Below are 24,020 nucleotides of genomic sequence, written 5' to 3' on the forward strand. Positions count from 1 at the left end.
GAGTGATCATGCAGCAACTTGATGTGTATCAATACGCACTGCTTTTTCTAAAACTATAGGCAACCTCCCCTGTAATCTGCCTGGCAGGACACCCAGCAACAAGGCCAAGTCGACATTGGGCTGGACTGCTTCGCTGCCATACACCTTGGTCGGCGTTGATAGCTATCGCTAGCGGGCACGTGAACCATCCAATGCAGAGCAGGCAGTGTGCGGCAGGGGGTACGCTTGTGTACCATAAAACCGACAATGGATTATTGCCGAGCCCTTGTTCATAACTCACGAAACTAAAAATCGCGAAGACAGATCCTTTTCCGGCAACCGTGATTCAGCGTCGGCCGGATGGTGCACAAGCGCATCCTACTATGATTATGGCCACAAAAATGTTTGTTTTTCTCCAGAATTTGCTTGACTTGAAGCATAAGTCATGGCGGGATTCAACGGGCCGCGGCCATCTATACGCTGCTCGCGGCGATGCATCGCCGTAATGGATATGCCGTTGAAGAAATAAGTCTAAATTGAAATTTCCAAATAGTTTCTTATTCCATTTATAATTCATTAGTGTAATAATTATCTCTGTCCATACTGATGGAGAAACCCATGTCACGTCCAGCCAGTGGAGATACAGATGTATTGCTCAAGGCCAGACAAGCCATTGCATCAGCAACGACGATAGAGCAGTTGCGCCAGGCGCAGGCAGTGGTGCTGCCGCTGGACTACGCCCTGAGTCTGGCCGATACAGCACGAATCATCGGCGTGTCACGTGGATGGGCATGTCAACTGCGCCGTCGCTTCATGGCCGGACAAGTGGCTGGTGCTGCCGATGCACCCAAAGCTGGTGGACGCAGGCGTCAGAACATGACCAGGCAGGAAGAACGCGAGTTTCTGGTCCCGTTTCTGGCATCCGCTGCTGCGGGCAATATTCTGGTGGTCAGCGAGATCAAGGTTGCGCTGGATCAGGCACTGGGGCGCAAGGTGGCACTGTCTTCAGTTTACAACCTGCTGCACCGCCACGGTTGGAGGAAGCTCGCACCGGATAAACGACATCCTCAAAGCGATCCGGTGGCACAACAGGAATGGAAAAAAAACTTCCCCAAACGCTCTGCCAAATCCGCCGCAACTGGGCGCAAGGTAAAGCAATCAAGCTGATGTTTCAGGACGAAGCGCGCTTTGGACGCATCTCGGATGTGCGCCGCTGCTGAGCGCCCAAGCCCATGCGGCCTTTGTGCCAGGGCATGCTGACGCACGAATACACCTATGTCTTTGGTGCAGTGGATGTTTACACGGGAGAACTCGATAGTTTGATTTTGCCGTACGTCAACACAGAATGTATGCGACTGTTTCTCGATGAAGTTTCAGCCCGACATCCCGATGAAAAGATCGTGATGATCATTGACGGTGCTGGCTGGCATCGCAGTAACGCACTCGAAACGCTGCCGAATATCCACCTGCTCACACTGCCGCCCTATGCACCAGAACTCAATCCGATAGAGCATGTCTGGGATGATCTGCGTGAAAAGTTTTTCCACAATCGGGTCTTCAAGAGCCTGACCGTTCTTGAAGACCATTTGAGCGAAGCACTCAGAGTCTACGAGCAAGACCACACAACGATTGCATCGATTGCGTCCTGGTCGTGGATCATTACCGCATTTCTAATTCCATTAATGAATTAGAAATGGAATTAAAAGACCACCGGCTTATCAAGCAGCGCGTTCCTGTCGTGCGGATACAGCTCTTCCGGAAAATGCGCTCGCAATACGTGGCCGACCCTATCGATTCCCATGACCACTCCCGCTTCAAACTGTTTTTGCCGGAAGAATGTCTCGACTTCATGGCAGAGGGTTTCCCAGCCCTGCTCGCCAATCACCGCATGAATGCCACGGTCCGCCACAATCTCAATGTCGTGATCGGCCAGCAATAAATAAATCAATACCCCATTATTGTGGGGCGTATCCCATACTCCCAACAAAGAAAACAACTCAAGCGCGCGTTCCCGGGCAGTTTGCCCTCTGAGCAGGGGCGTAAAATTCAATGCCGCCTCTACTGCAAACACAATCTCACCACTATGCCCGGTTTCTGCCTGGCTGATGCTTTGTTCTATCACATCCAGGGATGTCTGCGGAAACATTCTCCTGACTGCCAATTGACCGGTCACAAGATGCCGCAATATGCGCATGATATTCATCTACCATCTCCCCGAAGCGCCACCGCCTCCGAATCCCCCACCACCTCCGCCAAAGCCTCCGCCGAAACCGCCCCGGCTACCGCCTGTCCAGCGTCCATGCGCACCCCGATAAATGCCTCGATTGAGGCTTCCAGTCAGGCTGAAAACAAAAACCGCAACCGCGAGCAATATGGCCATCGCCAGAGAAGTGAATATCAGCCAAACAATCACCCCCGCTATGCCGCCAGTGACGGTGGCGCCAGGAAGTCTGCCCAGACTGGTTTGCAATATCCTGCCAAGCACCAGAAACACAACCAGGATCGGCAGCAGGCTATCCGGAGCCAGGCCCATATCCCCGGAACCGGAAACATCACCCCCGCGCTTGGAAGTCGGTGCCGGCAAAGGCTCTCCCTCGATCACATTGATGATGCCTTGAATCCCAGCTTCTATTCCTTTTGCATATTTCCCAGTCCGGAATTTGGGCACGATAATTTCATCAACGATGCGGCGAGCTGTTGCATCAGGCAGCGCACCCTCCAAACCATAACCAACCTCGATACGCAGTGATCTGTCTTGCTTTGCGATCAGCAGCAAAATACCATCGTCTACGCCTTTGCGACCGAGCTGCCAGTTCTCGGCAACGCGTATCGCATATTGCTCGATGGTTTCCGGCTGCGTTGACGGAATAATGAGCACCGCCAGTTGGCTGCCTTTCTCCGCCTCGAATTTCGCCAACAATTTTTCCAGCCGCTTGATTTCTTGACTGGAGAGCGTCGCTGTCAAGTCTGTCACTCGTGATCTGAGAGGCGGAACTGCCACCTCTGCTGCGCACAATGTTGCTAAGCATAACAACACAATAAACAACAGCAGTTGATGGCGATTAGGTGTGATTTTCACGCAATTCATGCAACAATCCAATCTATATTCTGGAAAACTTTAGCAGTAGCCTTTTCCAGCCTCCTAGTTAAATTCAACTCTGGGTGGAATCGAGAGTTCTTTTTCGTTCTCGACCGTGAAACTCGGTTTGAGTTGAAAACCAAACATCCTGGCAGTGAGGTTGCTTGGAAAGGAACGCACGGTGACGTTGTATTCCTGCACAGCTTTAATGTAGCGATTGCGCGCGACCGCAATACGGTTTTCGGTTCCTTCGAGTTGCGCCTGTAGATCACGGAAATTGGCATCCGATTTGAGCTGGGGATAATTCTCCGCCACCACCAGCAAACGCGCCAGGGCACTCGATAATTCACCCTGCACGCTCTGGAATCTGGCAAAGGCCTCCGGATCGTTGATAAGCTCAGGCGTCGCCTGGATATTACCGACCTTTGAACGGGCATTAGTCACACCCAGCAAGACTTCTTTCTCTTGCGCAGCAAATCCTTTCACAACATTCACCAAATTGGGAATCAAGTCGGCGCGGCGCTGATATTGGTTCAGCACCTCTGCCCAACTGGCTGTGATCTGCTCGTCGGTGGACTGTAACGTATTGTAACCGCAGCCGCTCAGCGCCAGCGTCACAAGCAGCATCAAAACAAGCAAAGTGTTATGCATAATCATTTCCCTGAAAAAATTTAAAGCCTCATGAACGCGAACAGACATGACAATTATAACCCTGCGCACCGTCATCCAAAGGCCCATCCCGATTCTGCGCATGCCCGAAGGAAACGCCGGGGCCAAACAGAAACATGTAGAATAAATCGACAAAGCATTCCGGTCGTTAACCGTCACCGGCATTTGCATGTTCAATCACAATCCACCCCAAAGGCAGCTCACCGATGCAATCCTACAGCGAACGTCCTGATCCTAGCTTGTTGCTGGCACCCAAAATCAGTCAAATGCTCGAACAGCGGCATACGCATGAAGCACGTGCCACCCTGGCCGAATTAGCCATGCCCGAAATCGTCGATTTACTCGTTGCGATCGAACCACAGCACCGGGCCATAGCCTTTCGCTTGCTTGCACGCGAGATGGCAGCAGATGCCTTCACCGAGCTGCCCGCACAGATCCAGCAACGGCTCATGGATGAACTGACCAACGAACAACTCGCCCAGCTGTTCAATGAAATGGACCCAGACGATCGCGCTGAGCTGTTCGACGAGATGCCTGGCCAACTTGTCACGCAGCTACTGGCCATGATGCGCCCCGAGGAACGCCGCAGCACTCGGGCGATCCTGGGTTACCCGGCCGACAGCGTGGGCCGCCTGATGACGCCTGAGTTTCTCGCGCTCAAGCCGGACTGGACTATCCAGCAAGGCCTGGACCATATCCGCCAGCATGGCAGGGACGCCGAAACTGTGGATATTCTGTATGTCGTCGACAAACATGGCCGGTTGCTCGACGATATCCGTATCCGTGAACTGTTGCTGACTGATCTGGCGACTAAAATCGAATCTCTCATGGATAACAGTGCAGTCTGGCTCGATGCCCACGATGACCGCGAAGCAGCGGTCCGCGTGATGGACCGCTACGATATATCCGTCTTGCCCGTGGTGGATCGCGATCATGTACTGGTCGGCATCGTGACATTCGACGATATCGCCGACGTAGCAGAAGAAGAGACCACCGAGGATATCCATAAGGGTGCCGCTGTGGCTCCCCTAGAAATGAGTTATGGCGAAACCTCGGCAAGTGCGTTGTTTCGCAAGCGCATCCCATGGCTGCTGGTACTGGTATTTATCAACCTGGGCTCATCGAGTGTAATCGAATTTTTTGAGGAGACACTCCAATCGATGATCGCTTTGGCTTTCTTCATTCCATTGCTGATCGACACAGGTGGCAATACTGGTTCGCAATCGGCGACCATTATGGTTCGCGCCATTGCAACCGGAGATCTTGAGCTCAAGCAATGGTTGCGCACGGTCGGCAAGGAACTATCAGTCGGCATCACGCTTGGTGTCGCCATGGGCGTGGCCGGTGGCATGCTTGGTCTGATCCGTAGCGGCTGGGAACTTGGTCTGATCGTTGGCCTGTCAATGGTCTGCATCGTCATCACCACCAATCTTGTTGGCGCGTCGCTGCCTTTCATCCTCAGCAAACTACATATCGACCCGGCAGTGGCCAGCAGTCCACTGATCACTTCCATCGCCGACATCACCGGTTTGATCATTTACTTCATGTTTGCAAACTGGCTGATCGGTTCACTCCCAACCGGCACAGCACTTGATGAAGTAACAGCAGCTGTTGACACAACCCTGTCATGCGTTCCCTGCTGGCTAACCATGACCTAAACATGACAGCCCGGCATCATGAACCGCACATCTTCTATGTCTCTGAATTATTCCCAGTCTTAATGTGGGGGATAAGCCTGCGCTGCCATACATCCTGCTGGAAATTGGATAGGGGCATATATCGTCGCCTGTGCAGCCAGAGCAATTTATGCAAATTCAGCCACGGCTCAACCGCATGCCCAAGCCATGCCCTGACCAGACAGCAATCATGCTCAGTATCAGTGTAAGCACTGAATACAGCGCCGCCACGCCGGCTTGACCGCTCTCAATCAGCTGCAAGGTCTGCAAGCTGAAAAAAGAAAAGGTGGTAAACCCGCCACAAAAACCCGCCATGACAAATTGCCGCAAAGCCGGGCTCAGATAAAAACGGCTTTCCGGGGCCGTGAGGGTGGCCAGGCAGCCGATCAGAAACGATCCGATGACATTCGCCAGCAGCACACCCAGCGGAAAATCCGGGCCATACCATTGCTGCACACCGGCGGTCACAACGACCCGGAATACCCCGCCCACTCCGGCACCCAACGCGACTGACAAAGCAATTTTCACGATCACTCAACCCGCATCAATCAATCGCGCTTTTTCTCCGAGCTGGCCCGATACTGAATGATCTCGACCGACTCCAGGGTAATCAGGCCATCCAGCACCATTGCATCCAGCTCCGGCAAAAAGGACTGAATCTTCTCATCCGTATCGATAATCTCGATGATCAATGGCAGGTCTTCAGACAATCGCAATATCTTCGCCGTATGCAAACGACTGCTGGCGCCGAATCCCATGGGTCCCCGCAATACCGTGGCACCGGCCAGCCCCTTCTCCCGCGCTTTGAGGACGATGGCCTCATAAAGCGGCCCATGACCCCATCGGTCGCTTTCACCAATAAAAATCCGCAACAGTTTTCCCGATCCGTTCTCTTTCATGGTTCACCCAATTTCATTCAGCATTGATTGTTTCACCAGACGCCACTCCCCAGCGCTGCACCGGCAAAAACTGCCCCCAAGCACAAAAAATAAGAGCCGAACAGATTCATGCCAGCCTCTCGCCACTCACCCTCCTGCAGCAAATTAAAGGTATTGAGCGTAAACGAGGAAACCGTCGTATAGCCCCCCAACACCCCGAGCATCAGGAAATCTCGCAGCATACCATGCCCGACAAGCGACATGCCTTCCGCTGGCAAACGCCACACGAGGCCAATCAACAAAGCGCCCGTAACGTTCACCACCATCGTTCCGACAGGAAATCGCTCGCCTAACCGTCGGGCAATGAATCCGCCCAGCAAATAGCGGCACAAGCCGCCGATCGCGCTACCACCAAAGGTAATGAGTAATAAAAGAGTCCAGTTATCCATAGCTTCTGCATAGCAATAGCAATTCTCGCAGTGATGCCAATTGCGTCCACCGGATCACTTAACACCCCCAGCCCGCTTGAATTGCACCTACATGCTAGCACATATCCTTCGGCAAAGGACACGTCGGGCCATACCAAAACCGGCTCGAATCCGGCAAGATGCTTGGGAGCGGAACCGCCCCGTTAATTCAGAGCCAACGCCTGACTCTAGCCTGATAGGCAAGATAAGAATCGCCAAACCTTGCCGCAAGATGCGCCTCCTCATGGCGGATGACGCCATAATGCAGCAGCAGCCAGACCAGGGGTGCGAATAACAATGGCCACCAGGTGGCCAATATCATCGATGCGCCGACCAGGATGAACCAGTCACCCAGATAGATCGGATTGCGGCTATAACGAAATGGCCCAGTGGTACAAAGACGGGTCGCGGCTTTATAGGGATTGACGGTAGTGCGGTGCAACCAGCAGGTAACGAGCGTCCACGCGAGCACTGCCGCTCCCAATCCTGCCACCAGCCAACCCAGCAATTGGACCATGCCTCCCCATTCCCAGGGTAACGGATGCAAATTGCGATCGAGCCACCAGCCACCCAGGACGGCAGCAGCATAAGGCGCAGGAGGCAGAATCAAAGTACGGGGGCGATGAAAGTGATGAGTCATGACAGTTCAAATCGACTGGAAAAAGAACATGACAGAAGAGACCTTGGGGCAGCCCGATCGTTCATTATATGCCGCACGGGACAACCCCTCGTCGGTTACAGGGGGTTGAACGCACTCTGCGCACAAATGATTGCTGTTCCAAATGCATACAGGGTGCTTTGCATGCACCAGCTGAAACCGAAAATAAATCTGCAGAATATAAAACAATGCGAGGCGCGCGGGATTTTCGCGGCAAGAACCTGGGAGCAATAGAATTCTGCCGAATACGAATGACCGGGAAGATCGTTGATGCAACGATTATTGGTGGCCAAGGGCGGAATCGAACCACCGACACAAGGATTTTCAGTCCTCTGCTCTACCAACTGAGCTACTTGGCCTCGGGATACATACTGATATACTGATTTTTACCAAAGCTGCACAAATGAAACAGCCTGGATGGCGCGCCCGGCAGGATTCGAACCCACGACCCCTTGGTTCGTAGCCAAGTACTCTATCCAACTGAGCTACGGGCGCAGTTACTGCAACGAGAGTCGTCCATCGGCTTCCTCTCGTGACTCCTAAAAAAACGTTGACTTAACTTCAATTTATCTGGCCAGTCAATCTGTCTCTGCGTTTTCTTTGTTAATGCCAGAAAGCTGTGCATGATGTTACATTCGGGCGTTTTTGTCAAGGATCAAACGCAGTTCTATTTGAATAAATCAACCCATGCTGCGACACCCCGCTCAGCAGAGCAAAAAAAATTGCACGATGCATGGCGTGCGTGTTTCAGTATCAATCGCCAGTCACCCTAGGAGGCTGTCCGAGAATAGACTGATCTACTGCGGACGAGCCTGATTGGCCGGATTTTACGATCCTTTTCGTTAAATAGAACGACTATTCGCCTCAAATGATCGAAAAATCCAACTCAACCAGCCTCGCCCTCGCTGCGATCGCTATTCTCGGACAGCCTCCTAGCCATGAAAATGACTCACTCATTCTTCAATGCTTTTAGCTCGGTGATCAGTGCCCGGATATTGCGTCTATGCAAAACTGCCCGGGTACGGAGCGAAAGCAACTCGTCGTTGCCTGATTGCACACCCCCTTGCGGCTGCGGATTGTGGCGAATCTTGCCAAGCGTCTGCAACACATTTTCCAGCAAGCGGGTCTCAGCTGCCAGTTCCAGTTTGAGCATCTGGTAGTGATTCGCATCCCGCGGCTGCTGCGTCGGTGAATGGCCACCAGAATAATTACCAGGCAGGGGGACGACGGCAGCCGCCGATTGGGTGGCTGGCTGCGAGTCGGTAGCTGGCCTCACCCCATCTCGTCGAGATTCTGCCGCGCCCTGGGCAGGTATATTGGTATAGGTCACATGCCCCCGCTCATCCACCAACTTATGGATACCCGATGCACAACCCGCCGCAGGCATGCTGGCTATTACGAATCCCATTAGCGTCATAATCGATTGTACCGGCTTCATGAAACGGCTCCTCCCTCTGACATGACAGCAGCTTCAGGACATCGTCTTGGTATCTCAGCCGGGCAGGCTCAAGTGCGTGATCTTCAAGCCCCATGGCAAGACCGCCACACAGCTTGAAGACCCTTAAAGCAGCGGCAGTACCGCTCTTTTACAAACTGTAATAAAGCGCAAACTCGACCGGATGTGTAGTCGTGCGCAACAAAGCCACCTCTTCCGCCTTCAGCGCAATAAAGCCATCGATCATATCGTTGGAAAACACCCCGCCGCGCGTCAGGAATTCACGATCCTGGTCCAGGCTCCCCAACGCTTCTTCCAGCGAAGCGCAGGTGCTTGGCACCATGGAAGCTTCTTCCGGTGGCAAATCATAGAGATTCTTATCCATCGGCTCGCCTGGATGAATCTTGTTCTGTACCCCGTCCAATCCAGCCATCAGCAAGGCGGTAAACGTAAGATAAGGATTGGCTGTCGGATCTGGAAAACGGATTTCGATCCGGCGATGGTTAGGGCTGCTCGCATAGGGAATGCGCACTGCGGCCGAACGGTTGCTTGCAGAATAGGCGATATTGATCGGCGCTTCGAAACCGGACACCAGTCTTTTATATGAGTTGGTTCCCGGATTGGCAAAGGCATTCAGTGCCTTCGCATGCTTAATGATCCCACCGATATAGTGCAATGCCATTTCTGACATCCCCGCATAGCCATTCCCGGCGAAAAGATTCTTGCCGCCCTTCCAGATCGATTGATGCACATGCATGCCTGACCCATTATCGCCGACAATTGGTTTGGGCATGAAGGTGGCCGTCTTGCCGTAAGACAACGCGACATTATGAATGACATACTTCATTACCTGATTCCAGTCGGCACGCTTCACGAGACTATTGAAACGGGTGCCAATCTCGCATTGCCCGGCATTGGCCACCTCATGATGATGAACTTCGACCGGAATACCCAGTTCCTCCAGAATCATGCACATGGCCGAGCGAATATCATGCAGAGAATCGACCGGCGGCACCGGGAAATAACCGCCTTTGACTGCAGGCCGATGACCGGCGTTACCGCCTTCATAGCGTTTCTTGGAGCTCCAGGCCGCTTCTTCCGATTCGATCTTGACGAAGCAGCCTGACATATCGGTATGCCAGCGAACCGAATCAAAGATAAAAAATTCAAGTTCCGGACCAAAGTAGGCCGTATCGCCGATTCCTGTCGATTTAAGATATGTTTCACCCCGTTTTGCCAGAGAGCGGGGATCCCGGTTATACCCTTGCCCATCGGAAGGATCCACGACATCGCAAGTCAACAACAGCGTGGTCTCTTCCATGAACGGATCCAGCACCGCGGTTTCCGGATCGGGCATCAGCAACATGTCCGAGGCATGTATGCTTTTCCAGCCTGCAATCGAGGATCCATCAAAGGGGTGGCCATCCTCGAATTTGTCAGCTGTGAAAGTATGGGCAGGAACCGTGACATGGTGTTCCTTGCCAACAGTATCGGTAAAGCGCAGATCAACAAATTTGACTTCATGATCTTGAATCATTTTTAAGGCATCGGCTACCACAGTTTTTTTCTCCAGACAGGTATCATTTGCTCAGGGAACTACGGATTCTCGAAATACAAGGCTTGGTAAGGAAAGGCACTACCAGTCGTAAATAACGGCAGAATAACAGCTACTTTGCGTAGATTTTATCAAGCAGGCTAGAATGCGCATATAGACATTTAAACAATAATTATATCCGTTCACAAGATTTTGTTCAGCACAAGATTCTTCTGCAAGCCATATCTTACAGCCAAAAACGGCGATTGACTGTCCTATTCACGCGCAATGATTCGAGTTTATCATCCACCGTCAGCAAGATGCCAAGCTCACGCATCCAGGCCGCAAACCATGCCATTTCCATTTCCTCCGGCACGCACGGCGCCCTGCCCGGTCATGGTGACTGCACCAGATTATCCGCACACAAGAAGCCGGTTATATTCATGAAAACAGCATCAAACACACTACCTACCAACCGATTAAGAGTAATCGGATGGTTAATGGGCCCTGCCCTGCTTGCCATGACCATCCTGCTCCCCGCTCCTGAAGGCATGAGTGTGTCAGCCTGGCACACAGCCGGCATCGCCATGCTGCTAGCGGTCTGGTGGGCAACCGAGGCCCTGCCGATCCCGGTCACATCGCTCCTGCCCATTCTGCTTTTTCCGGCGCTCGGGGTCATGTCGACGGCCGAAAGCACAGCATCTTACGCCGCCCCCACCATTTTTTTATTGCTGGGCGGCTTTATGATTGCCATGGGGCTGGAAAAATGGAATCTGCATCGAAGGCTGGCGCTTCATTTGCTTGCCCGCACCGGCAACAATCCTGCCATCGTCCTGGCCGGGTTCATGAGCATCACCGCACTGCTTTCCATGTGGATCAGCAATACCGCCAGCGCACTCATGATGACCCCCATCGCACTGTCCCTGACAACCGGCCTGGCCAAGACCAATGAACACCAACGATTCATTTTGTGCCTCATGCTCGGCATTGCCTATTCCGCCAGTATCGGCGGCCTCGCCACAATCATTGGCACCCCGCCCAACTTACTGCTGGTTGCTTTCATGCAGCAAACCTACGGGTTTGAGATCAGCTTTCTCGACTGGATGCTACTAGGGCTGCCCGTTGCAGGGGTCATGCTGTGTCTGGCATGGTGGGTGTTGCTTAAATGGGCCATACCCTTCGATATCAGCCAGGTGCGTCTATCCCAGGGCTCCATTGTGGGCGACCTGAAGAAACTTGGAAAATTATCGGTTCCAGAGAAAAGATTGGCGCTTGTGTTTCTGCTGGTAGCAACAGCCTGGATCGTGCGCGTACCGGTTCAGCAATACTTCCCCCCTCTCTCCTGGCTCGATGACACGCTGATCGCGGTAGGCGGAGCCGTATTGATGTTCATCATCCCCGCAGGCGGCGCAGCGGGGAAACGAGCCGCCCTACTGGATTGGGAGCGCACACGCAACATTCCATGGGGCGTGCTGTTGCTGTTTGGGGCCGGACTCAGCCTTGCCCGAGGCATCGAGAAAACAGGACTGGCCTTATGGCTGGGGGAGTACCTGGCAATAGCCGCCACCCTTCAACCCGTGCTCATGATTGCCGGCCTGGTCGCTTTGGTCATTTTCATGACAGAGCTCACCAGCAATACTGCAACCACTGCAACCCTGCTGCCTATATTGGCCGCATTATCGCTTGCCGGCGATCTCACACCCATGCTGTTATTCGCGCCTGCCGCGCTTGCCGCCAGCTGCGCCTTCATGCTGCCGGTCGCGACCGCACCCAATGCCGTGGTCTATTCCACCGGAAACGTGACCATTCCCCAGATGGCCAGGGCAGGCTTGAAGCTGAATCTGATCGGCATACTCGTCATTACCAGCATGACTTACTGGATCGTGCCATGGATTTTTGGATGACCCCGGGTGCACGTGCCCTGAACCGAATAAAAACCCGAAAAAACTTTCTTAACCCTGTTGTGTTCATGGCTTTTAAGGTTCAAACTTTCGTGGGCTGTGGAACGAACACGACGCAAGACCTGCAAGCAGGGACGAATCTTTCAAGTACCCGCTGAGTAAAACAAAAAGTGGTATTTGAATATCGCCAGAAACTGCTCGCAGGTCCAGCTACTTTTGTTTCACAGGTTCCAACGCTTAGTCGGACCCAGGCAATCTTTACAGAATAAAAATAAACTAGAATCAGGTCTTCGCTCACTGATTGCGAACACATATCCTCATTAGGTAAAAACTGATCAAGACCGGTTGGTTATCTACGACCGTAGCATACCGGCCATTATCCGACAGGCATGTGCTCGGGAATGACCCGAATAACTTAAATCTATGGATATGGGGAGCAAATAAATGAGAAGAAACCTATGGTTAGCTGCATTGTGTTCCATTGTATTATTTCTGTTAAGTTTCAGCGGCTGGGCAAGCGCAAGCGTTCCGGCCACCGGCGTCAACGAAGCGCGGCTGGTCGCGCAATATAACTATTCAATCCACATTCTGGCCATGTTGCTGGTGGGGTTCGGTTTTTTGATGGTCTTTGTACGAAGATACGGCTTCGGCGCGACAACCGGCACCTATCTGGTGGTCGCAACCGGGCTGCCGCTGTACATTCTCTTGCGCGCGAACGGAATTTTTGGCCACGAACTGTCGCCGCATTCCATTGATGCTGTGCTTTATGCAGAATTTTCCGTCGCAGCAGGCTTGATTGCCATGGGAGCCATACTCGGGCGACTGCGGGTTTTTCAATATTCATTGCTGGCACTGCTCATCGTACCCATCTATCTACTGAATGAATGGCTGGTACTGGACAATGCCTCTGGACTGACCGAAGGATTTCAGGATTCCGCCGGCTCGATCATCATCCATGCCTTCGGCGCTTATTTCGGCCTGGGTGTATCCATCGTCCTGACTACAGCCGCGCAGCGCGCGCAGCCAATTGAATCGGATGCCACCTCGGACCGCCTGTCGATGCTTGGATCGATGGTCCTGTGGCTGTTCTGGCCGAGCTTTGCAACCGCGATCGTTCCCTTCGAGGAAATGCCCCAGACCGTGACCAACACCCTACTCGCTCTATGCGGCGCCACGCTTGCCACCTTTTTCCTAAGCACGCTGCTCCACAAAGGCAAAACTTCCATGGTGGACATGGCCAATGCAGCACTGGCCGGCGGCGTGGCGATTGGTTCGACCTGCAATGTGGTGGGGCCAACTGGCGCGTTCATCATTGGCCTACTGGCGGGCGCCCTTTCTGTCCTGGGCTATGTATTTGTCACACCCATGCTGGAATCCAGAGCCAAAACTGTCGATACCTGCGGCGTGCACAACCTGCATGGATTGCCGGGCCTGCTGGGCGGATTGAGCGCAATTCTGATTGTTCCAGGCATCGCGGTCTCGCAGCTGACAGGCATAGGCATCACGCTCGCGCTCGCACTGACTGGCGGCATGATCGCTGGTGCAGTGATCAGACTGACTGGCACAACCAAACAGGCTTACGAAGACAGCCATGAATTCACCCATCTTGCCGGGCCTGAAGAAGAGCACAGAGCCGAAAAACTGGCAATTGAGGCCCAAACTGAGGTACAGGCACTCAAAAATCAAGTGAACGCCTCGGCACTCGCGGCCAAAATGGAAGGCTAGGCAATCTACCCAGGCGCTTGATAGACGGGGTTCCCTGATCGGGTGAACTGGCAGTTGAAGTTGAACACATGGTGTGGTCATGATACAAAAATGCCTCGCTGTGTTAACGCTGCAATCACCCGCCAGGAACCCCGCCTGGGTATTCCATTATTCTCCAGGGTGCCTCTAAAAATCCATATTTCGTCACAATACGTCGTTGTTCACAAAAAATGTCCCTTACATATCCATCATATGCTGCGTCAACATTTTTTGTTCTTGCCTCGTCTTGTTTAAAACGCTAAATTTTTAGAGGTTCCCACCATACGTTATCCGATGGCTGAACAGGCGGCCATCCTTCCCGCACGGCTCAGACGGAGGTCAAGCCAGCTGCGGAAGCGCCCCTGATGGCCAGCAACAATTCCGCCATATCACTCGGCAAGGGCGATTCCCAACTGACAGACTGCCCGCTGCCGGGATGCGTCAAGGTCAGCCTTTGCGCATGTAGTGCCTGCCTGGGAAACTGCAACATGACGCGCGCCACGGCAAGGGCGGAAGCATCCACTGCCTTGCTGCCATAAACCGGATCGCCCACCAGAGGATGACCGATTGCGCGCAAATGGACACGAATTTGATGTGTGCGCCCAGTTTCCAGACTGCAGCGCAGCAATGTACAGGCGGTCAGTTTTTCCAGCACCCGATAATGCGTACGGGCCGGCTTGCCGGTCTCAGTCACGGCCATCCGTGTGCGCAGCACGGGATGCCGGCCAATCGGCGCATCGACCAAGCCATCTTTTCTGATATCGCCCAGCGCAAGCGCCAAGTAATCCCGCCGGACGGTCCGCGCCTGCAACTGCTGGGCCAGATTGAATTGCGCCTCAACCGTTTTGGCTACCACCAGCAAACCAGTTGTCTCCTTATCCAGACGATGCACTATCCCGGCACGCGGCAACTGATCGAGCTGCGGGGCATGATTCAGCAGCGCATTCAACAACGTCCCCTGCCAATTGCCATTTCCCGGATGCACCACCATACCGGCCGGTTTATTGATAACGATCAGATGCTCGTCTTCATCAACGATATTAAGTGGAATCGCTTCCGCCTGATGGGCGCTATCAGTCTCTATCCGGCCAGGGGTCACGCTGATTTTCTCCCCCCCCCATATTTTCTGCCTGGAGGTTGCCCCCGAGCCATCCACACTGACCAGATTCTGCGCGATCCAACTTTGCAGACGGCTGCGCGACCATTGCGGCAACAAACGCGCCAATGCCTGATCCAGACGCAACCCTGCAACTTCTTGGGGCACTTCCAGCTCTATTACATTCTCAGTCTGATCAATTGCTACGGATAAATCAGGCTTTACGTTATAATTTTGGATATCTTGCCCGTTATTGATGTGATTCATTATGAAGCGACAACTCTTAGTAGGGTGGTTGATGGTACTGTTGACAGCATGCAACATGTTATCGGAAAAATCGACCGACAACAGCCAATGGTCCGCAAATAAATATTATGCTGAAGCTAAAAATGAGCTTAGCAATGGAAATTATGCCACGGCAATCAAGTTGTTTGAGGCGCTGGAAGCACGTTATCCCTATGGACGCTATGCCCAACAGGCCCAGCTTGAAATAGCCTATGCCTATTACAAGGACCAGGACCAGGCTTCCGCCATCGCTGCAGCCGACCGGTTCATCCAGCTTTATCCGCACCATCAGAACATCGACTACGCTTATTATATCAAAGGGTTGGCAAATTTTAACGACGATCAGGGTATAATGAGCTACATCACCTCCGCAATCATTAAGCAGGACATGAGCGAGCGGGATGCAAAAGCCTCGCGTGAATCGTTTGAAAACTTCAAGCTGTTGGTGACACGCTACCCGGAAAGCAAATACGCATCCGACGCCCTGCAGCGCATGGCATTTCTGGTCAATGTTCTGGCCAGGGGCGAAATCTACGTTGCACGATACTACATGAAACGCAAGGCCTATGTCGCAGCAGTCAGACGTGCCCAGTTTGTGCTCGAAGAATACCCCCAAACCCTGGCCACAGAAGAAGCGCTGTACATCATGGCCAGCGCCTATGAAGCGATGGGCTTGACCGATCTGCGCGATGGTGTGGAAAAAGTCATGAGAAAAAATTTCCCGGAGAGCGCTTATCTCTCCGACTCCAATCCACTGGGAAAAAAATCATGGTGGCAATTCTGGTAATGCGCCATACAGACCAGTTTTGATGTCCATAATAAATACATCGTATTTGCCGCGATAACACCGGTGCGGCATACCCGATTTTATCAATCAGCAAGTTTTAGCGTACAATGCCCCCTCCGCCCTGGTAGCTCAGGGGATAGAGCAACCCCCTCCTAAGGGGTAGGTCGGACGTTCGATTCGTCTCCAGGGCGCCAATAAAATTGGCAAGTCATCAGTCACACCACCCGGCATATATTTTGAGGCTCAGGACAATCCCTCATCAGTTTTACGGAGCATCAACGCACCCCGCGCACACTGGTTGCTGCCGTTAAATGCCTATAGTCGCACATTGCGCGTACCTCACTGATACTGGAAACCGTTTTTAGAGGTGATTTATCAATGGAGTTACGCTACCAGCGCAAGCGACGCAACAGAGCGCTTTTTTTATGTTGATGGTCCTGCATATGCTGGAGAATGTTGTCCAGGATTTCGATTGCCTTGACAATATGTTCGCCTTTATTCAGCATCACACACTCCGCTCTTTCTCCCATCGCTGCATCCGTAATCTCTGCACGCGTGGGTTTACCCGTCTTGGTCATGTTCTCAAGCACCTGGGTTGCCCAGATTACTGGAATATGCGCAGCCTCGGCCAGCCAAAGAATTTCTTCCTGTAGTTCTGCCAGACGCTCGTAACCGCATTCGATGGCCAAGTCTCCGCGCGCTATCATCAAACCGACAACCGGCCAGCGCAACAGCGCGAACAAAATTTCAGGCAAGCGCTCAAACGCCTGACGCGTCTCGATCTTAACAATAATCCCTACGCTTGCAGCGCCCAGTCTCTCGAGATGGTGCTGCAATAGCTCAACATCTGAAGGTCCGCGCACAAAGGAAAGACCAACGATATCCGCATGATGCACGACGAAATTCAAGGATTCGATATCATCACTGGTCAGACCCGTTGTGTTGAATCGGGTGTCTGGCAGGTTGATCCCCTGATCTGCTGCCAGCTTTTCGCCACTGTCTTGTGCCTGGACGATTTCAATCATAATTTGATCCGGGCTAACACTCTTTATAATCCCACCCATTCGGCCATCATCGAATGCAATGCGCTCACCAACCTGCGCGCACTCAAAAACCTCTGGCAATGAACAAGCGATTGTTGCCGGTTGCAACAGACTCCCTGTCACCTCATACCGAGCTGCATGCCCTGAAGAAGGTTGACGCTTCAACGCTAATTGATCACCGCGCTTAAGGCGTATAATTTCAGACTTTCGCGGCAGCCTGCCGACAACGCCAGGAGGAACCCCGACCAATGGCTCTTTTGTAGACAAGGAAATGGGATAAAGCAATATCCCTGGCTGGACATAAGCCGTTTTGCTGCATTCTGCCCAGATACCCCCGCCCACCCGTCTCTTGAGCACGAGACGACGCATCTTTCCTCTGGCATCCTTAAATTCAAGGGCAGTGTCGTCAATGGCCAGCAACTGCAACCAATCAGCTTCCAAGGGCAAACAGGCATCCGCCAGGCAAGGGCAAGGAGGAGATGGCGCATCGGTATTCCCTGAATATAGCCAAATTCGGGCAAGAGCAACTATCTGGCCGAGGGCATTCCGATGCGGTTGCCACTTGATTATTTCTGGACCAGGTTCGATGGGCCCAGTCCGCAATTTGGGCCCGGCGAGATCCATGAGAATACGACATTCCCGCCCCGTTTCCTGCGAGGCCAAACGGATTGAATGCACCATACGCGACCAGATATCGGGACTGTCATGCGCACAATTGATTCGCACGCAATCCATCCCTTTGAGCAGCATCTCCTTAATCAACTGATAATTGCCGGCAACTTCCGTTGACAATGTGGCCATGATCCGTACCCATCTATTAACCGGCGGCTGACCAAGCAGTTGGCTGGTATTCTCTACCAATATGGCAGCTCCGTTCATAGGCACTGTCTCAAATTCCGGCAGGGCCTCTGATACAGCCACCCCCAATGCATCACACAACAGCATATTCACTGCGTCGAGAGTGCTCAGCACATGTGACTCCGCCCGCCCCAAAGAAGACAAACCGATAGCGGCGAGCTTGAATTGCAATGGCCGCATGTCATGACGACGCAATGCGAGATAGTGAATCAGATTAACTGCACTGGGCCTGTGACAAGCGATTTGCTCCAGCAGTGAGGTGGAACTCTGCTCTGCTTGTAGCAATTCTTGCCGCAATACCTTTAATTCATGCAGCAAACTGGCATACACATCTAGTCTAGTCGGTTTGTTGCTCAAAGTTGGACAACATAAAAATTGGGAATGGCTCTATCCTAGCCCTGCTATGTGACACTTTTATAACAGAAATGAAACTGTTTAGGAATAATTATCATTTCTAATCAAACAACTATCTATGATAAGGTTTAGGCAGCGTCGCAAAGCACGTTTTATTCCCTGCCCCGCGCTACTCACCAAACGATGCGAATGAAACTTCAACACAAGTTAGAATATTTCTATCATATGGATGCAGGTTTAACATTAGCTGGCTTGACCCTATGCAAACACATAGATTTTCTCACTGGAGCACATGATGACAACAAGTAATCCTTCGCAAACGCCCGACAAGCCAACCATTCAGAATAGCGAACAGCCACTGGCCAACCAATCGGTGCTAGGTGAACCAGAACCCTGGGAAAGTTGGGAAACCAGCTTGTGTCTGTGGAGCATAGGCATAGGCATCGCCGCATTGATTGTGCTGGGCATTTTGGTGGACTGGTTTTTGCTGCCCGCGGCATAACAGCATGGAATTTGATCTGGAAGTCAGGCTCGCCCATGATGGCGACAAGTGGATTGCATACCATCCAGATTTTGAAGCGTGCGGGCAATCGTTGGCCGAATTGGATCAGAATTTGATCCGGTGTCTATTGGACCGGCAATTATTTCCTGAAAATAGCCATGTCATGGTTTTTATGGCGTTTGATTACAACTGCATTCCAACCTGGATACGGCAATATGCCTATCATTATTTCAACCGCCATATCCGGCTGAATCTGAAATCACCCACCTTGAAAACATAATAAGCATTATAGGTTTGAAATGAGCGAGATGAACAGAAAATGGTATTCCGGGATGACCAGGACGGAGGACTGGTGGGCTGTATGGCTGGGCGCAACGATGTTTCTGGCGAGCATCGGTTCGCTCTGGGGGCTGGATCTGACCGGCTGGATGGCCAAACCCGGGACATGGGTTTGGGGAGCGTTTTCCCTCGATGCCGTATTGAAACCGAGCGGTTACAAAAATTGGCATCCCTTCCTGTCCTGGCTCACCACTTATCTGGTTTTCACATCGCTGACATGTCTTGCGGCGGCTGCAATGAAGCTGGATCTGAAACGATTCTTTGCCGGCTGGAGCATACTGTTTGTGCTGACCTGGATCATCTGGGTGATTGGCCAGGAAGCGCATTTCAAGGTCCCGTTCAATGAATTCGAGAAATACGGCCTGTCCTGGGGATTGTCACTCGGGGGCGGCTTCTCTTATTTATTGGCCCTCTCGGTGGGCCTGATCATTGGAAATTTTTTCAAGGGCACAGCTGATTTCCTGATGGAGGCGGCCAAGCCCGAGTGGTTCATCAAAACCGCCATCGTGTTTCTGGGCATCAAGATCGGCATCATGTCCATCGAAGCGACCGGTTTCATTACCGAACTGGTCATGACCGGTGTCGCCGCCACTTTTGTGGCATACATGCTGTTCTGGCCAATCGTCTACGTGCTCGGCCGCAAGGTGTTCCGGTTATCGCGCGATGCTGCCGCCGTGCTTTCTTCCGGTATTTCCATCTGCGGCGTATCGGCTGCGATTGCCACAGCCGGCGCCATCCGGGCACGGCCCGCGCTGCCGGTCGTGGTTTCGATTCTGGTTGTCATTTTCGCCATGTTCGAGCTCATCATCCTGCCGGGATTGTATACAGCAATTGCGCCCAACCAGCCCATCGTCAACGGATCCGCTTTGGGGTTGACAGTCAAAACGGATGGCGCCGATGCAGCGGCCGGCGCAATGCTGGACGAATTGATGAGAGCGAATGCCGAGGCCAACCTGGGTGTGATCTGGAAGGAAGGCTGGATTTTAATGGCGTCGCTGACCACCAAAATCTGGATTGATATGTTTATTGGCGTTTGGGCTTTCGTGCTGGCATTGGTGTGGGTATACAAAGTGGAGCGCAAGGCCGGTCAATCCAGAATCGGACCAATGGAAATCTGGCACCGCTTTCCCAAGTTCGTTTTGGGATACTTGCTGGTCTGGTTTTCATACGTCATGCTCGCCTCCACCGGCACAGAAACCGCCGAGGCCCTGAATCAGACTGCGGCTGCCGTGGAGGGCCCCATGCGCAATATGATGTTCATGCTAACTTTTGTCAGCATTGGTGTCATTACCGATTTCAGCAAGCTTAAGGGAATGGGTAAACTGGCATTGCTCTATGCGGTTGCGCTTTTTGGAATCATTGCGCCCATTGCCTATGGTGTGGCATGGATATTTCATCGGGGTATGATGCCACCCTCTTTATAAGCGTACCCAGGTGCGGCCGGACAGCAGGCCCTATTGAGAAATGGGGTGGGCCCAGGCAATGCGTACAATCCGCCAACGGTCATTGCACGCCATACGTGAGTTTTTTCTACGACAGGGCGAGCGCCTGCTTGAGGAATAGGGTATCTCAGAAGCTCGCTTATGTTTCCTGCCCAGTCTTGTTTTTTACCGGAGGGGTAAATAATGCAGGGATCGGTTTTTTGTCCTGTTTATAGGCAAGAAAGAAGCCCCTTGTTTCGCTTGGTCTGGGCGCTGCTGGCTGAGCTGGACTGGTATTGGGAACATAAGGCTGGGTAAAAATGGGATCATCCGGCATGGAGGATGACCTTCTGCGTGCATCGGGGCGCTTGGGCGCGTAGGTCGGCCGTTGTTTCGCTCTGCCGTTATCGACGTCGGCTGGCCGCGCGCCATTACTCATCCGCTTGCCTTTCGGGCTGGCAGGTTGCGCTTGAACAGATGCTTTGAGTTCGAATCCATCCACTGGCGCTATTTCAAGCTTGGTTTTCAGCAATTTTTCAATGTTCGCCAGCAGATCGGTTTCATATTCTCCCACCAGGGAAATCGCTTTTCCCTTGCTGCCAGCCCGGCCAGTACGCCCTATCCTGTGCACATAATCCTCGGGCGTACCCGGCAATTCATAATTGATCACATGCGATAATTTATCGATATCCAGCCCCCGTGCCGCGACATCTGTCGCAACCAGTACCTGCGCTTCGCCTTGTTTGAATTCATTCAGCGCTTGCGTGCGCTGTTGCTGGTTCTTGTCTCCATGAATGGCGGAAGCTGCTACGCCTTGCCGGGAAAGCATTTGTGCCAGACGGGAAGCGCCATGCTTGGTTTTAGCAAAAATGAGCGCTTGTTTCAAATCCTGCTGCTTGATCAAATGTACCAATAATTCAAATTTGTTTTCTGGTTTTACCAGGTGCACCACATGCGAGATTGATTCATTGACCGCATTCTGTCTCGCGACCTCGATGCGCACGGGCCGATCCAATAAGTTATCAGCCAGTTTCTTAATCTCGTTAGAAAAGGTTGCCGAGAACATCAGGCTCTGACGTTGTTTGGGCAACAGCGCCATGACACGCCTGATATCCGGCAGGAAACCCATATCCAACATGCGGTCGGCTTCATCCAGGACCAGGATTTCCGTCTTGGAAAAATTGATCATCTTCTGTTCCACAAGATCCAGGAGACGGCCTGGTGTGGCAACCAATATCTCAATCCCCCCCCGCAATGCTTCTTTTTGCGGGTCCATACTGATGCCACCGAAAATCACCGCACTTTTCAATGCAAGGTATTTGCCGTATTTCTGAACGCTTTCATCTATCTGCATAGCCAATTCCCGGGTGGGCGCCATAATCAGAGCGCGCACAGGATGTTTCGCGGGGGAAGTGCTGGAATTGGCGTGGGGCTGGAGCCGATGCAATAGCGGCAAGGTAAAACCTGCGGTCTTGCCTGTACCTGTTTGCGCGCTGGCCATGACGTCACGGCCAGCCAGAATGGACGGTATGACCTGCCCCTGAATGGGTGTCGGGTTTACATACCCCTCGTCGGCAGCAGCCCGTAGTATTTCGCTGGACAAGCCTAATTGATCAAATGCTACATAACTACTCATAGATTATTTAAAAATAAGGGTTGAAAGTAGGTTCAAATTTTCTGCCTCATCATCCCAGTCTGGTTAGAAAAATTAGTGGGCAGTTTACGACTCAAGTGACAGCAGGTGCATGGATACGGGAGTGCTGCCTGTGTAGGACAGGCGCATCCATGGCGAAGCATTTCCAGCCATGCCCGGACTCCGATCGCCCGGGCATGATGCCTCGATATTTCTCTGCACGGGTTTATCCAGGCAAGCACATACAACATGGAATACCTTGAGCGGTTTTCAGGATAAAACGGGAATGATGATGCATGGAGGTGGTATACGCAGACATGGCCACCCGGTATTTAGTGGAACGCGTATTGAATTTCCGGCCATCCCGGAAATTTAGTTTGCCTGTAGTCTGATGAGCATGCGGGAGATTTACCAACTTGATTCCCTGTTTTTCTACCAGGATCGGAAACCGTCTGCGGTGGGACCAGCCTGGCTTTGGTCGGCAGGAATATTATTCAGCGGCACGATGATCGGCTGCAAAAAAAATTTATTTAGCATACGCTTGAATCATTTATGCTGGTTAGAATGATGATTCGCCTCAAACGTTCAACATTGGGTCCAATATAGATCTTTGCCACGCATTATACCTGCGCAGCCTGCTTCACGATCCTGGAAGCTACGCATCCTGTTATCGAAAATGCGCGTGATGGCAAATCCGATCGAAATAGCTTACCCCACTTTGCATTCACTTGCCAATCAGAATGAGATAATTATGCTCCAAAGTTAAATGTCCCGACAAGCCAAAATGGGGTCGTTTATCATCCAAGCTGCCGATTGGCTTCAATCCTAATCGATTCATTTACGACTCAGTATCGCTTTCAGACTTGGTTTATTGGATCTGAGCCATTTGAATCCATTACTGATTTTACTGGTTCCTTTGAGCAAAATAGGCGCGCCGCCGATTGCCACCGCATCGACCAGGCAATACCAGGCAGCGACGCCGCTGGGAGGATTACCCTGGGACAAATCAAATACCGGTTCAATGGTCGCCCATCGCCAGGTTCCTGCTGCGGTTCCGATCAGCTCCAGCCAGGTAGTGATAAAGAATGCAGCCAGATATACCATTGGCGATCTGCCCTTGAATAGATAGATCAGAAACACCACATACAGCAACGCACCCACCTGATCACCCTGCTCGGGAATGCCACTGACACCCCAAGCCGACCAGAGACCACACACGATCACTACGAAGGCCGCGATTTTCTTGGCATGTTCGAGAAAGAAACCCGAGCGGGCCAATGCCACAGCCGTCAAATAAACCATCCCATGGCCTGGCGGCACATAAAGAGGTACATTCTCCAGCCGGTAGGTATAGCCTCCCATATAAATCGAGGCAAAATGTTCGCCTGCCGTGGCGAATGCGACAGCAATCATCACTTGCACCCGTATCTCTCTGTTTTCCCCCATCAGCAATGCAATCAGAAAAATCCAGGCGATGACACCCAGTGCATTCTGGACTGCCAGGCTTGCATGGGCATCGATCACCAGGCTCACTCCCACACAGAAAAAAGTGAACCCGGCTATAAAGTAATCACGCTTTCTGTGAGTATAGTTGCCATTACTCTCAGGGAAATGTCGGAAGGCGTTCATATCATCTCAAAAACAAAAAACCGTCCCTATTGACGGTTAACCATCATACCTAGC

23 protein-coding genes and 3 tRNA genes are annotated in these 24,020 nt (G+C 52.3%); 11 read left to right on the top strand and 15 right to left on the bottom strand.

The genetic code is table 11. From position 1 onward, the window contains the following. Positions 1 to 597: 597 nt before the first annotated feature. Together ABTW62_RS10535 and ABTW62_RS10540 are read left to right on the top strand one after the other, a co-directional pair. Complete coding sequence (locus tag ABTW62_RS10535; protein WP_430904538.1) at positions 598 to 1,146, top strand: helix-turn-helix domain-containing protein; 549 nt, start codon at positions 598 to 600, stop codon at positions 1,144 to 1,146. A gap of 65 nt (positions 1,147 to 1,211) precedes the next feature. Next, complete coding sequence (locus ABTW62_RS10540; protein ID WP_430904539.1) at positions 1,212 to 1,670, top strand: IS630 family transposase; 459 nt, start codon at positions 1,212 to 1,214, stop codon at positions 1,668 to 1,670. 8 nt (positions 1,671 to 1,678) lie between these two features. Here ABTW62_RS10540 and ABTW62_RS10545 read toward each other — a convergent pair whose 3' ends face one another. From ABTW62_RS10545 to ABTW62_RS10555, 3 genes are read right to left on the bottom strand one after another with little or no spacing between them, the layout of a single operon-like run. Then, complete coding sequence (locus ABTW62_RS10545) at positions 1,679 to 2,182, bottom strand: TPM domain-containing protein (protein WP_430904540.1); 504 nt, start codon at positions 2,180 to 2,182, stop codon at positions 1,679 to 1,681. After that, complete coding sequence (locus ABTW62_RS10550) at positions 2,183 to 3,067, bottom strand: TPM domain-containing protein (RefSeq protein ID WP_430904541.1); 885 nt, start codon at positions 3,065 to 3,067, stop codon at positions 2,183 to 2,185. Between the two features lie 54 nt (positions 3,068 to 3,121). Continuing rightward, positions 3,122 to 3,709, bottom strand: a complete 588-nt coding sequence (locus ABTW62_RS10555; RefSeq protein WP_430904559.1) for a LemA family protein — start codon at positions 3,707 to 3,709, stop codon at positions 3,122 to 3,124. A 224-nt stretch (positions 3,710 to 3,933) separates the two neighbouring features. Between ABTW62_RS10555 and mgtE the strand changes: the two genes are divergently transcribed. Continuing rightward, positions 3,934 to 5,385, top strand: a complete 1,452-nt coding sequence (gene mgtE, locus ABTW62_RS10560; protein WP_430904542.1) for a magnesium transporter — start codon at positions 3,934 to 3,936, stop codon at positions 5,383 to 5,385. Between the two features lie 156 nt (positions 5,386 to 5,541). Here mgtE and crcB read toward each other — a convergent pair whose 3' ends face one another. From crcB to glnA, 8 genes are all read right to left on the bottom strand, one after another. Beyond that, entirely contained in the window at positions 5,542 to 5,931 is a 390-nt protein-coding gene (gene crcB, locus ABTW62_RS10565) for a fluoride efflux transporter CrcB (RefSeq protein ID WP_430904543.1), read from the bottom strand. A 20-nt stretch (positions 5,932 to 5,951) separates the two neighbouring features. After that, positions 5,952 to 6,302 (bottom strand): DUF190 domain-containing protein, encoded by a 351-nt coding sequence (locus tag ABTW62_RS10570; protein ID WP_430904544.1) that lies wholly within the window; start codon positions 6,300 to 6,302, stop codon positions 5,952 to 5,954. A 32-nt stretch (positions 6,303 to 6,334) separates the two neighbouring features. Then, positions 6,335 to 6,730, bottom strand: a complete 396-nt coding sequence (locus ABTW62_RS10575; RefSeq protein WP_430904545.1) for a fluoride efflux transporter FluC — start codon at positions 6,728 to 6,730, stop codon at positions 6,335 to 6,337. 187 nt (positions 6,731 to 6,917) lie between these two features. Next, positions 6,918 to 7,388, bottom strand: coding sequence for a methyltransferase family protein (locus ABTW62_RS10580; RefSeq protein WP_430904546.1), 471 nt, complete (start codon positions 7,386 to 7,388; stop codon positions 6,918 to 6,920). Positions 7,389 to 7,689: 301 nt separating this feature from the next. Further along, positions 7,690 to 7,765: transfer RNA gene (locus ABTW62_RS10585), tRNA-Phe, on the bottom strand. A gap of 59 nt (positions 7,766 to 7,824) precedes the next feature. Next, positions 7,825 to 7,901 (bottom strand) — tRNA-Arg (locus ABTW62_RS10590). 454 nt (positions 7,902 to 8,355) lie between these two features. Then, a complete protein-coding gene (locus ABTW62_RS10595; RefSeq protein ID WP_430904547.1) occupies positions 8,356 to 8,844 on the bottom strand; it encodes a DUF4124 domain-containing protein in 489 nt (162 codons plus the stop codon). A gap of 148 nt (positions 8,845 to 8,992) precedes the next feature. Next, positions 8,993 to 10,378, bottom strand: a complete 1,386-nt coding sequence (gene glnA / locus ABTW62_RS10600) for a type I glutamate--ammonia ligase (RefSeq protein WP_430904548.1) — start codon at positions 10,376 to 10,378, stop codon at positions 8,993 to 8,995. Positions 10,379 to 10,818: 440 nt separating this feature from the next. Here glnA and ABTW62_RS10605 point away from each other — a divergent pair, with 440 nt between their 5' ends. Next, positions 10,819 to 12,279, top strand: a complete 1,461-nt coding sequence (locus ABTW62_RS10605) for an SLC13 family permease (RefSeq protein WP_430904549.1) — start codon at positions 10,819 to 10,821, stop codon at positions 12,277 to 12,279. Between the two features lie 441 nt (positions 12,280 to 12,720). Beyond that, the gene (locus ABTW62_RS10610; protein WP_430904550.1) at positions 12,721 to 14,001 is read left to right on the top strand and encodes an ammonium transporter; all 1,281 of its coding nucleotides are present in this window, start codon (positions 12,721 to 12,723) and stop codon (positions 13,999 to 14,001) included. A 346-nt stretch (positions 14,002 to 14,347) separates the two neighbouring features. Here the strand turns inward: ABTW62_RS10610 and rluD are convergent, their stop codons facing one another. After that, the gene (rluD, locus tag ABTW62_RS10615; protein WP_430904560.1) at positions 14,348 to 15,385 is read right to left on the bottom strand and encodes a 23S rRNA pseudouridine(1911/1915/1917) synthase RluD; all 1,038 of its coding nucleotides are present in this window, start codon (positions 15,383 to 15,385) and stop codon (positions 14,348 to 14,350) included. On the opposite strand from rluD, the gene ABTW62_RS10620 reads away from it, so the two are divergent. Together ABTW62_RS10620 and ABTW62_RS10625 are read left to right on the top strand one after the other, a co-directional pair. Beyond that, on the top strand, positions 15,384 to 16,187 hold the full coding sequence (locus tag ABTW62_RS10620; RefSeq protein WP_430904551.1) for an outer membrane protein assembly factor BamD: 804 nt from the start codon (positions 15,384 to 15,386) through the stop codon (positions 16,185 to 16,187). The genes rluD and ABTW62_RS10620 overlap by 2 nt on opposite strands. 118 nt (positions 16,188 to 16,305) lie before the next feature. Next, positions 16,306 to 16,381 (top strand) — tRNA-Arg (locus ABTW62_RS10625). A 195-nt stretch (positions 16,382 to 16,576) separates the two neighbouring features. Here the strand turns inward: ABTW62_RS10625 and ABTW62_RS10630 are convergent. Beyond that, positions 16,577 to 18,445: a pyruvate kinase gene (locus ABTW62_RS10630; RefSeq protein ID WP_430904552.1), complete on the bottom strand. Its 1,869-nt coding sequence runs from the start codon at positions 18,443 to 18,445 to the stop codon at positions 16,577 to 16,579. Positions 18,446 to 18,734: 289 nt separating this feature from the next. Between ABTW62_RS10630 and ABTW62_RS10635 the strand changes: the two genes are divergently transcribed. Genes ABTW62_RS10635 through ABTW62_RS10645 form a run of 3 tightly spaced genes read left to right on the top strand, consistent with a single transcriptional unit; the run spans position 18,735 to position 20,707 of the window. Beyond that, positions 18,735 to 18,944 (top strand): hypothetical protein, encoded by a 210-nt coding sequence (locus ABTW62_RS10635; protein WP_430904553.1) that lies wholly within the window; start codon positions 18,735 to 18,737, stop codon positions 18,942 to 18,944. A gap of 4 nt (positions 18,945 to 18,948) precedes the next feature. Continuing rightward, positions 18,949 to 19,224 carry a DUF5395 domain-containing protein gene (locus ABTW62_RS10640; RefSeq protein ID WP_430904554.1) on the top strand — a complete coding sequence of 92 codons (276 nt, stop codon included), beginning with the start codon at positions 18,949 to 18,951 and terminating at the stop codon, positions 19,222 to 19,224. Between the two features lie 19 nt (positions 19,225 to 19,243). Further along, on the top strand, positions 19,244 to 20,707 hold the full coding sequence (locus ABTW62_RS10645) for a putative sulfate exporter family transporter (RefSeq protein WP_430904555.1): 1,464 nt from the start codon (positions 19,244 to 19,246) through the stop codon (positions 20,705 to 20,707). A gap of 157 nt (positions 20,708 to 20,864) precedes the next feature. Here the strand turns inward: ABTW62_RS10645 and ABTW62_RS10650 are convergent, their stop codons facing one another. After that, complete coding sequence (locus ABTW62_RS10650) at positions 20,865 to 22,340, bottom strand: DEAD/DEAH box helicase (protein ID WP_430904556.1); 1,476 nt, start codon at positions 22,338 to 22,340, stop codon at positions 20,865 to 20,867. Positions 22,341 to 22,509: 169 nt separating this feature from the next. On the opposite strand from ABTW62_RS10650, the gene ABTW62_RS10655 reads away from it, so the two are divergent. Then, positions 22,510 to 22,713, top strand: a complete 204-nt coding sequence (locus tag ABTW62_RS10655; protein WP_430904557.1) for a hypothetical protein — start codon at positions 22,510 to 22,512, stop codon at positions 22,711 to 22,713. A gap of 458 nt (positions 22,714 to 23,171) precedes the next feature. Here the strand turns inward: ABTW62_RS10655 and ABTW62_RS10660 are convergent, their stop codons facing one another. Continuing rightward, complete coding sequence (locus tag ABTW62_RS10660) at positions 23,172 to 23,966, bottom strand: hypothetical protein (RefSeq protein ID WP_430904558.1); 795 nt, start codon at positions 23,964 to 23,966, stop codon at positions 23,172 to 23,174. Positions 23,967 to 24,020 lie beyond the last annotated feature (54 nt).

This window comes from Nitrosomonas sp. ANs5 (assembly GCF_050584665.1).
Taxonomy (GTDB): domain Bacteria; phylum Pseudomonadota; class Gammaproteobacteria; order Burkholderiales; family Nitrosomonadaceae; genus Nitrosomonas.